We start from the raw sequence: 9,974 nt of genomic DNA, 5'->3' as shown, positions 1-9,974 counted from the left end.
CAGGGTCACCGTCGCGGTATCGGTGGCGGTGCCGTCACTGACGGTGTAGGTGAGCGTGCCGGTGGCACTCTCGCCCACGCCCAGGGCGTCGAAGTCGCCTGCCGGGTTGAAGCTCACGTTGCCATCTTCGTCGATGGTGACCTCGGCGGTCACCGTAAAGCCATCGGGCCCGGTGAAGGTGACCTGCTGGGGATCGGTACTGGTGACCGTAAGGGCGTCGCCCTCGGGGTCGGTGTCATTGGCCAGCACGTTGGCCCCGCTCAGGGCGGTGTCTTCGTCGGTGGTGAAGACGTCATTGCTTGCCTCAGGAGCAACATTGACGACCGAGGTATCAAGAAATGCCGGCGACCCGCGCAGCTCACTGTCGATATTATTTCCGCGGGCGTTATCGAAAGCGAATGCCAGAGGATCAACACTTTCCACAATGCGCGCCAGCTGTATGAAGCTATGACCGCCGCCTTCAGCGCCATCTCCACCACCGGCGGCCGTTGCCTCAAGGCCTTCGAGCAGATCGCCTTCTCCGTCCAGCGCCGCCAGCAAAGCGTCAATGCCCTCGTCCTGGGCACTGGCCTCATCCGGCTCAACAGGCTCGTCTGCATCCAGATCGCCGCTCATCGCCACCTGCTGGCCACCAACAATCGCAACCGGCGGCAGACCATCCGCGAAATCCAGCTGCACCGCGCCGCTATCGGAGGTCACCAAGGTCTCGCCATCCAAGAGCTGGTCACCTTGCTGAAGCTCGCGAAGATTACCTTCGGCGTCCCGCGCCCAAGCCTGACCAGAAACAGAGACAACGGTTGCGATGGACATGATAAAAACTCCCAACTGGGGCAGCGCCTCCGACATCGGGGTCGAAGGCAGAAATATGGCTTATGCCAGTCAGGCTACGGCGTGAAAGACGCAAGGGATACTGTACCGATAGTACAGTAGGAAAAGACTAGTGCTGGGGAGTGGAGGGTGTCTGGCGAGAGAGCATGAGAACCAACTGCATGCGGTCACGCACTTCGAGCTTACGAAAGATGGCACCCAGGTGTGCCTTTACCGTTCGGGGAGTGATATCAAGCTGCCGGGCCACCTCCTTGTTGCTATGGCCTTCGGCCACTGCCATAGCAACCGCACGCTCACGCTCGGTTAAACGCCCCAACCGCTCGGTCTTTACCCCCTCACGTCCACCAAGAGCCCGAAAGCTGGACCCGACGACCTGAGACAAGAGCTCGCTCCCCATCCAGATACCCTGATGCTCGGTCACCAAGGCGACCTGTCTGAGCAACTCCGCGGGCGATAGCAAGTGGGCATACCCTCGCGCCCCAGCCGCCAATGCACGAAGCGCCTCGCCGCTTTGCGGTTGAAGCGCCAGCACGCAGACCACGGCACCGCGCGCGGCGAGCCGTGCCACCATTTCCTCCCATTCCGGCCACTGGCTCGGCACCCATACATGGTATGGCTCTTCCCGCGCATCATTCACCGTGGACTCATCGCCAGCGCGCCCATCGGGGAAAGCCTCGCGCCAGCGCATCGGCACCTGTTCAGACGATAAAAGAATCCAGTGTTGCATCATCGACTCAGCGCTCCGTCAAGGCGTTCTGCTTGGCGCGCAGCAGGGGTTTGAGCAGGTATTCCATGACCGTGCGCTTTCCGGTGAGAATATCCACTTCAGCGGTCATGCCGGGAATGATGTCGAGGCCCTTATTCAGCGCATCGGTCTGTGTCTTGACCCGCACCAGATAGAAGGTATTACCTTCTTCATCGGTGATGGTGTCAGCGCTGATATGCTCGAGCTCTGCCGGCACACCGCCATAGACCGCGAAATCGTAGGCCGTGAGCTTGATGGTGGCCGGCTGGCCTGGCCGCAGAAAGGCAATATCCTGCGGGGCGATACGCGCCTCGACCAGCAACTGATCGTTGCTTGGCACGATCTCGACCACGTCCTGGCCAGGCTGCGCGACACCGCCGATCGTCGTGATGGTCATGCGCTGCACGATGCCATCGACCGGAGATCGAATCTCCGCCAGCCGCACGCGATCCTCGAGCCCGGTGCTGGACTCATCGAGCGTAGAAAGCTCGGAGAGCGTTTCGGAAAGCTGATTGCGCCATTCGCTGCGTTTTTCCGCCTGCGCCTCCCGAAGCTGAGCCCGCGCTTCTTCTGTGGCGGACTCGAGTCGCGCCACCTGGGACTGGGCCTGGTTGCGATCACCCCTGACGCGAGAGACTTCCCGCTCAAGCCGCAGCACCTCCACCTCTGACACGGCACCGGAGTTAAGCAACGGGCGCGTCAGCGTCAGCTCCCGTGAAGCCAGGCTGAGCTCGCGGCTCGCCGTGGCCAACCGCGACTGGGCTTCGGCGAGCTCGGCCTGACGCTGGCTGAGCCGTTCCTGCAGCACGCCCTGCTGCTCGGCAAGCGCGGACAGACCGCTGGCATAGAACGCTGACTCCTGAGCCAAGAGCTCGGGAGCCTCGGCACGCAGCGCCTCGGGCGGATCGAAGTCGCTGCCCGTAGCCAGGGCACTCAGACGCGCGGCCCGTGCCTGCAGGGCCTGCGCCCGGGCGCGGTTCTCACGAAACGTCGAAATGAAGCGGGTCGGGTCAATGCGCATCAAAAGCTGACCGGCCTCAACCTTCTCGCCTTCCTCAACCAGAATCGCATTGACTACCCCGCCGTCGAACGACTGCACGCGCTGTAGCTGGGAGGAAGGAATCACTCGCCCGGTGCCGCGACTGACCTCGTCGAGTTCTGCAAAATAGGCCCATACCATTAGGCTCACTATCGCCAGCACCATTCCGTAAAGCAGCGCCCGAGCACGCAGAGGCTCTTGCTGAATGCGCGCCCAATCGGCATCCGTGGCCCAGTCACGGTCAAGGTGAGCAGCAGACACGCGCTTGGCGAAGAGCCGGTCGATCAACGGGCGCAACACCTTGCCCCCATGGGCCGACACATGACCGATGGCCTCGAAGCCCTTCTGCTCTGCATGGCGGGCGGGTTCTTCCTTTCGGCTCATCGTGCTGCCCTCCCGATCTTGCCATTGCGCAGCGCCTCGACGACCTGATCCCGCGGCCCGTCGGCCACTATCTTGCCGCCATCGACCACGGCCACCCGGTCCACCAGGGACAGCAACGAGGTCCGGTGCGTCACCACGATGACCGTCTTGGCCTTGGCAAGCGCCGACAGACGCTTCTTGAAGGCTTCTTCGCTTGCATGGTCCATGGCGCTGCTCGGCTCATCGAGCAGAAGAATCTGGGGGTCGTGCACCAGCGCACGGGCAATTGCCACCGCCTGACGCTGCCCACCGGAAAGCCGCTCACCCCGTTCGCCAACCGGCATATCCAGCCCTTCCGGGTGACTGTTGACGAACTCCTTGAGCCCCGCGACGTCGATGGCCCAATGCAAGGTCTCATCACTCACCCCATCACTACCGCCACCGGCGATCACATTGTCGCGCAGAGAACCAAAGAACAGGCTGACATCCTGAGGCACATAGCCAATGTGCCGACGCAATTCCAGAGGATCGAACTGGCGAATATCCACGCCATCGATTGTCACCGCACCCGCAGTGGGCCGGTAGAGTCCGAGCAGTAGCTTATTCAAGGTCGACTTGCCCGACCCGACCCGACCCAGCAAGGCCAGCTTTTCCCCCGCCGCTAACTTGAGCGATACCTCACGCAACGACTCACGCTGCTCGTTCGGGTAACGCAACGACACCCGCGAGAATTCGATATCGCCACGGATCAGCGGACGCGATACCCATTGCTGCTGGTCAGCACGTTCGGTTGGCTGGGCCATGACCTCATTCAATGACGCAAGAGATGTCGATGCCTGGTGATATTGCGCCAGCAGCCCCGCCGACTGACTGATCGGCGCCATGGCCCGGGACGACAGCAGATACGCAGCGATCAGGCCACCCTGGGTGAGATCTCCCGCGATGATCAGATAGACGCCGACCACGATCACCGCCACCGCCACCGTATGTTGCGTCCACATTGCCACGCTGGTCACCGAGGAAGCAGTCAACCGAAGCTGAGCCGAAGTGCGTGATAGAAAGGCCGTAGACCTTTCCCAGATAGCCTGGATACGCCCCTCAGCACGCAGTGCTTTCACGGTTTCGAGGTTGCCAAGCGACTCGATCAGGGTGGCATTGCGTTGCGCACTGGCACGCCAGGTCGTTGCCGAGAGCTCATGCAACCGACGCTGAGCGGCCAAACCATAAAGCAGCACGAAAACGATGCCGACCAGGATCGGGATGACCAAGGGCACACCGATCAAGGCGATGATGGTGACGAACAGCAGCACAAACGGCAGATCCACCAGCCCTACCACCGTCGCGGAACCGATGAAAGCACGCACGGATTCGAAGGACTGCAGCGTCGAGGCGAAAGAGCCCGTAGAGGCGGGTTTCCCCTCCATCCGCATACCTAGAACCTTCGACATGATCGACGAGGAGAGCTTGACGTCGGCGCGACTGGCAGCGAGATCCACGAAGGCATTGCGCATCAGACGCAGGGCCAGATCAAAACACAGCACCACGAAGATCCCGATCGCCAACACCCAGAGTGTCTCGGCAGCGTGGTTCGGAACCACGCGATCATAGACGTTCATCACAAACAGCGGCATGGCAATGGCGAAGAGGTTGATCATCGCCGAACCAATCAGAACATCACGATAGACGCGACGATTCTCACGAATCACATCCCAGAACCAGTGGCCGTGTCGGGTAGCGCCGCGCTGCGGGCTCTGAGCATCAAACCGAAAGGCCGGGCGAGCATAGAGGGCGCGGCCACTGTAGCGAGCCTGCAGCTCATCCAGCGACACATTGACCGCCGACTCGCCAAGTTCAGGAAAAATCACCTTGGCTTGACGCTCAGTGACGTTCAACGACAGCAGCACACAAGCACGCATTGGCTCGAGCAGCAGCACTACCGGGAACAGTGACGGGTTCAGCTGGACCAGCCGACATCGCGTATGGCGCGTCGATAGGCCGGCGCGCTTGGCGGCGCGCGCGAACACCGAGGGCGTGAGGCGCCCCTCTTCCAGCGGCAGACCCGCCGTCAGCGTTTCTGGATTGGTTTCCCGGTCATGAGCCCGAGCCACCACCTGCAGGCATGCCAGTAGGTCGTCCTGGGGAGGCGGCGTGTCTTGAGCAGGAAGCTCGCGGGAGGCGTCCTTGGCCTTTTTGGCATCACTGGTCAATGGAACCTCGACGATTCAAACAATAAGAAAACGCGAGCCAAACTCTCGCCAGATGGGCATGGCGTGCTGGCTCGAGGTGTCGCCTCACGGCCGGGTGCATTCAGCTTGGCTGTTCCGGTTGCACGACAAAGGCCCCGGTGTAACCCAATGCTTGCAGACGAGCCTGAAGCGAAGGGAGCTCCTTCAAGGCCACCGGGCCTACCTGAACGCGATGCAGGTCGCCGTCACTGAGTACCCGCAGCTCACTGGCAAGACGCACCGTCAGCTCCTCCTTGAGGGCCCGTGCCCGATCCGCAGCGCTCAGTGCCGCCACTTGGAGATAAGTGGATTGGGCATCAGCCTCCGGCATGGTAGAGGCCGCTCCAATGGAGTCGCCGTAGGCAGCGGAAAGTGACCCTGGGCGCATCGTCGAGGCATCGAAGCCGAAGTCCAACGTCTCAAATGTGATCTCGACACGGCGGTTCGCGCGCCGCCCCTCGGCCGTATCATTCGTCGCCACCGGCTGGCGAGAACCGAAGCCGCGCGCCACCAGCAGCTCTCTATCTACACCGCGGGTCGCCAGGTAACCGGCCACCTGATCGGCTCTCGCTTGCGACAGCGGCTCATTGATGGCGTCGCTGCCGGAACTGTCGGCATGGCCAGCAATGACGACGCGGGCCAGATCGTTGCGGGCCTTGAGCTCCGCTGCCAGGCCCGCAAGTTCCTCCCTCGCCTGGGCAGACAGCTCGGCGCTTCCAGGCGCGAACAGCGCATCCGCCGAGAGCACGATATCCGGCGAAGCGGCCTTGGGAATATCGAGGCCGGCCGTCAGGTCATCAAGCGTAAGGCTTGCTGGCCCTTGTGCCGGGCAGATCGTCTCGGCGTCGACCATGACGCCCTCGCTGCCGATTTCACCAAGAGATGGCAACCCCTCACGGCGCACCTCGAGCTGAGTGAGCAGCGCCCCCATGGCGGCCAGGGTCTCCGCTTCGGCAATGCGCTGATCATAGAGGGCATTGGCATAGGCACGGCTGGCATCGAAGTACTCGTTTTCGCTATCCAGGACGTCCAGCAGAGTCCGCTGGCCAATATCGAACTGCTGCTGATAGGCGCCACGCACCCGGTCGATATGCTGCCGGTGCTGGTTCAGATAGCGCTGTTGCTCTTCGAGCCGCCGGGCAGACTGATAGGCGATCGACGTGGTCTGGCGAAGGCCAACGCACTCCTGTTCGCGCAGGCTGATGCTGCGTTCGACCTCGTCGCTGATCTGACGGAAGCGCGCCTGATCGCTGCCGCCTCGGTACAGATTCATGCTGGCCACCAGCTCAGCAGAACTGCCATCGAGACGGGCCACGCCCGACCGTTCGTTGTCACGCCCCGTCCGCGCGCGAAACTCGAGCCGCGGCTGGAAGGCCGAGCGCGTTCCGGCCAGTTCATTTCGCGTCGCCTCGATATTCTTGATGGCGGCATGAAAACCTGGGTTGCCCTGGTAAGCCATGTTCAGAGCATTCTGCAATGAGGCTGGCAACGCCTGACCCAACGCTGGAGGCGGTGCCAACGTAGACGAAGGGATTTCTCCCACCAGCCGCTGGAAACGGGCACTGACGTCGTGCAGGTTAGCCGCCTCGGTCATCAGGTTAGATTCTGCCAGTGACAGACGACCGCTGATCTGTTCCAGATCGACCCGCCGGCCTGAGCCTGACGTCACGCGCTCCTCGATTTGGCGATAGACACGCAGGTGCTTGGCATAGTTATCCTGCGCCAGCGACACCAGCTCACGATAGCGGCGCACATCTTCATAGGCGCGGAAGACGTCGGACGCCACTTCTTCACTGGCATCAAGCAGCTCAAAGAAGCGCACCTGCTTGGCTTGATCAAGCCGCGCCACTTCATTTTGTGTCGAGAAGCCGTCATACAGCATCTGTGTCAGGGTCAGCTCGACGAAATCCGTGCTGTAACTGCCGGCACCGTCATCGGACACCGCTTCACGCCCAATGCCTGCAGTGGCATCCACACTGGGCAAATAGCCCCCACGCGCCACGTCGACTTCATTACGTGAAGCCTGGAAGGCATGCCAGGCAACCTGCACCTCAGGATTGCCATTAACAGCCTGACGGACGGCCTCAGTGAGGGTCATACTGCCCGCTGGAGCTTCTTGAGCCAGAATGGGGGCGGCCTGCACCATCGATGCGGCCAGCAGTGAGCCAGCAAGCCAGCGCGAGGCGGAGCGGTGAGAGCGCGACAACGGCCAGAGGAAAACTGGGGCGGAGAGGTTTGTCATGGGATATCGTCCGTTCATCGGCCTGGGCGCTCCTGGTCAGGGCTCGCCACCGGCTGCAAGTGACAGTGCCAACTTCTATTAGACTCTAATGGAGAGCCTGCCACAATTTTTGCTGAGCAACCGCCAAATTCACGCAGTATACGGCTCAGCAATGATGAGGAGATATTACCCAATTATTCATGCCATGCGATGTCACAATAAAGTGAAGGTAAACACCGTTACTGGTGGACAGCCTGCATGGCAGTCCACCCTCCGGCGCGGCCGGGCTCACCGACACCACAGCCGATATGCTATGGTCTCGCCATCACCGTGGCAGCCGCCTTGCCCGGTACGTTTTGATATCAAGATTTTGCCATTGAGAGGAGCCGCCCATGTCCGCATCCGAAATCCAGAAAACACGCGTGATCAACGAGCTACGCGGATTCATCAAGAAACTGCTGCAGGATCCACAGATCCTCGAGCAATCCCTGGTGGTCGCGCGCCAGCACCTGGCGGAAGGGTCGGATGCCAAGATCATGGCCCGCATCGCCAACGACATCTCCGACACCACCAGCGTGCATATCCCCGAAGATCCCAGCGAACACTCAGAGGCCGACAAGCTCTACCTGGAACTGCTCAAGGAAGTCGTCGGCGAAGAGCAGGCCATGTACTGAATGGCCATCAGGTGATGCTGACGCGAGTCACACATTGATATGGCTCATGAAAGCGTCAGCGCGGTCTTTTTCCTGTTCACACATGCATGTCCCTCGTCTAAAGTTACCCTTGGTAACAAAGCGGTGATGCCTCCTCGACCCGCCCCACATGTAAGGGCCCCACATAGATAGATGGTCACCGCTTCCTATAAAAACATAAGCCATCGGCATCAGCTGGTTAGACGCACGGCGGCGGCAACGCAGGGAAAATCATGATGATGTTCAGCAAACTCCTGTCCTGGATCGTTCCAATGGCCACACCAGAAGCGACACCTAAAGAGACAGGCGGATGCTCTACCCGCAAGGCCGCCGATCGCCGAGAGCAGCTGTCGCTTTCCGACATCGAGCGCCTGCCCTTGCATGAGGCAACACTGCAGCACCCGGAGGGGCCGGCGGGCGTCTACAGTGGCGTACTGCTGGAAGATTTTCTCTCCGCCTATGCGCTGGGCGATGCCGCACGGCTGCGCCTGATTGCCGTCGACAACTACTCCATCTTCCTCAAACAAGCGCAGCGGAAGGAAAAGGACTACCTGCTCGTCACCCGCTTCGACGGCGCACCGATCCCTCAGAGCCAGCGCGGGCCCTTGATGCTGGTGGTGCCAGCCGATGAAAAAGCCGTACTCGAGGGGCAGGAGCCCTTCGACAAGTGGATCTGGTCGCTGGCGACGATCAACGCGAGCTGAACGCCATGGCGATCATCAAGGCCCGGCACGCCCTCGGGTTCTCGCATCGACGACTGCTGGTCTGGGTGGGCTTCCTCGTGTTGGTGGGGTTGGCGGTGATTGCCATCACGTTCTATGCCAGCTATGCCCAAAAACAGCTGGATGCCGACTACATCGCCTTTTCCAGCGAAATCGTGCGGGCACAGCACGATGGTGAGGCGCTGCGCCAATCAAGCCTCAACTTGCTGGACCACCCTCAGCCCCTGCACCAACAGCAATTGCTCCAGGCTCTCTGGATTATCAATAGCCGCCAGATGACCATCGAACAGTACCTGCAGCGTAGCCAACTGACGACGCAAGATACCCGGCACATCATCGCGGAGTTTGCTCACCTGGATACCCTGCTTCAGCAGGCAACCGCCATCGCACAGGATGTGCTTGAGCACCCCGAGCAACTCAAGCCCCTGCACGATCTCACCGAAGATATCGACAACAGTCTGGCCTACATCTATAGCGAGTTGCATACGTTGATGATGCGGGGCGCCACCGAGCAGCAGCACATCATGTCGGTGATGACACAGATCATCATCGCCCTGGGCGCCCTGGTACTGGTGGTTATCCTGGGCCTTCTGGTGGCCATCGAAAAAATTCTTGGCCAACAAAGTGCGCTCGAGCAGCTCTCGGTCACGGATGAACTGACCGGCCTGGAGAATCGCCGCGCCGCCATGGCCAAGGCCAGGCACACTTTAGCGCTTGGCAGGCGCAGTGGCGCCTCGATCAGCCTGGCCATCATCGATATTGATCACTTCAAGCGCATCAATGATCAGTACGGTCACCCCTTCGGCGACAAGGTGCTGCAACAGCTGGCCAGAACGCTGAAACAACTGGTGCGGGAGTCCGATGTAGCCGCACGTATCGGTGGCGAGGAATTCTGCCTGCTGATGCCGGACACCAATAGTCAAGGCGCTTACGAGCTCTGCGAGAGGCTTCACCAGGGGATCGACAACATGGTGGTCCTGCACAACGAAGACATCATTCGCCTCACCGTCAGCCTCGGCCTGACTACCACCCACGGCCAGGAAGACTATGACTTCGATGTGCTCTACGCTCGCGCCGACGAAGCGCTGTATCGCGCCAAGGCCGGCGGGCGAGATCGGGTAGTGGTGTACTGATCGCCC

General features: G+C 61.0%; 8 protein-coding genes. 3 read left to right on the top strand and 5 right to left on the bottom strand.

Annotation, left to right across the window (positions count from 1 at the left end):
* The 5 genes from BCL93_RS13620 to BCL93_RS13600 form a co-directional block, all read right to left on the bottom strand.
* Window positions 1-810, bottom strand: an 810-nt coding sequence (locus tag BCL93_RS13620; protein ID WP_181463101.1) for a retention module-containing protein, incomplete at its 3' end; no start/stop codon positions are given.
* Window positions 811-937: 127 nt separating this feature from the next.
* On the bottom strand, window positions 938-1,558 hold the full coding sequence (locus BCL93_RS13615) for a helix-turn-helix transcriptional regulator (protein WP_112055812.1): 621 nt from the start codon (window positions 1,556-1,558) through the stop codon (window positions 938-940).
* A 4-nt stretch (window positions 1,559-1,562) separates the two neighbouring features.
* Window positions 1,563-2,996 (bottom strand): HlyD family type I secretion periplasmic adaptor subunit, encoded by a 1,434-nt coding sequence (locus BCL93_RS13610; protein WP_112055811.1) that lies wholly within the window; start codon window positions 2,994-2,996, stop codon window positions 1,563-1,565.
* Window positions 2,993-5,086 carry a type I secretion system permease/ATPase gene (locus BCL93_RS13605; RefSeq protein ID WP_425339123.1) on the bottom strand — a complete coding sequence of 698 codons (2,094 nt, stop codon included), beginning with the start codon at window positions 5,084-5,086 and terminating at the stop codon, window positions 2,993-2,995. The genes BCL93_RS13610 and BCL93_RS13605 overlap by 4 nt, the downstream gene beginning before the upstream one ends.
* A gap of 196 nt (window positions 5,087-5,282) precedes the next feature.
* Entirely contained in the window at window positions 5,283-7,442 is a 2,160-nt protein-coding gene (locus BCL93_RS13600; RefSeq protein ID WP_112055809.1) for a TolC family outer membrane protein, read from the bottom strand.
* Window positions 7,443-7,813: 371 nt separating this feature from the next.
* Here BCL93_RS13600 and BCL93_RS13595 point away from each other — a divergent pair, with 371 nt between their 5' ends.
* From BCL93_RS13595 to BCL93_RS13585, 3 genes are all read left to right on the top strand, one after another.
* Complete coding sequence (locus tag BCL93_RS13595; RefSeq protein WP_112055808.1) at window positions 7,814-8,095, top strand: hypothetical protein; 282 nt, start codon at window positions 7,814-7,816, stop codon at window positions 8,093-8,095.
* 251 nt (window positions 8,096-8,346) lie between these two features.
* Window positions 8,347-8,817 (top strand): hypothetical protein, encoded by a 471-nt coding sequence (locus BCL93_RS13590; protein ID WP_112055807.1) that lies wholly within the window; start codon window positions 8,347-8,349, stop codon window positions 8,815-8,817.
* On the top strand, window positions 8,781-9,968 hold the full coding sequence (locus tag BCL93_RS13585; protein WP_112055806.1) for a GGDEF domain-containing protein: 1,188 nt from the start codon (window positions 8,781-8,783) through the stop codon (window positions 9,966-9,968). The genes BCL93_RS13590 and BCL93_RS13585 overlap by 37 nt, the downstream gene beginning before the upstream one ends.
* The last annotated feature ends 6 nt before the right edge of the window (window positions 9,969-9,974 follow it).

Source organism: Onishia taeanensis (genome assembly GCF_003268885.1).
GTDB classification, from domain to species: Bacteria; Pseudomonadota; Gammaproteobacteria; order Pseudomonadales; family Halomonadaceae; genus Onishia; species Onishia taeanensis_A.
This window is presented reverse-complemented; position numbering and strand designations above follow the sequence as displayed.

Bases quoted from the DNA above. Each gene is read 5' to 3' on its own strand.
- BCL93_RS13615 (WP_112055812.1), bottom strand. From the start codon at position 1,558: ATGATGCAACACTGGATTCTTTTATCGTCTGAACAGGTGCCGATGCGC.
- BCL93_RS13610 (WP_112055811.1), bottom strand. From the start codon at position 2,996: ATGAGCCGAAAGGAAGAACCCGCCCGCCATGCAGAGCAGAAGGGCTTC.
- BCL93_RS13600 (WP_112055809.1), bottom strand. From the start codon at position 7,442: ATGACAAACCTCTCCGCCCCAGTTTTCCTCTGGCCGTTGTCGCGCTCT.
- BCL93_RS13595 (WP_112055808.1), top strand. From the start codon at position 7,814: ATGTCCGCATCCGAAATCCAGAAAACACGCGTGATCAACGAGCTACGC.
- BCL93_RS13590 (WP_112055807.1), top strand. From the start codon at position 8,347: ATGATGATGTTCAGCAAACTCCTGTCCTGGATCGTTCCAATGGCCACA.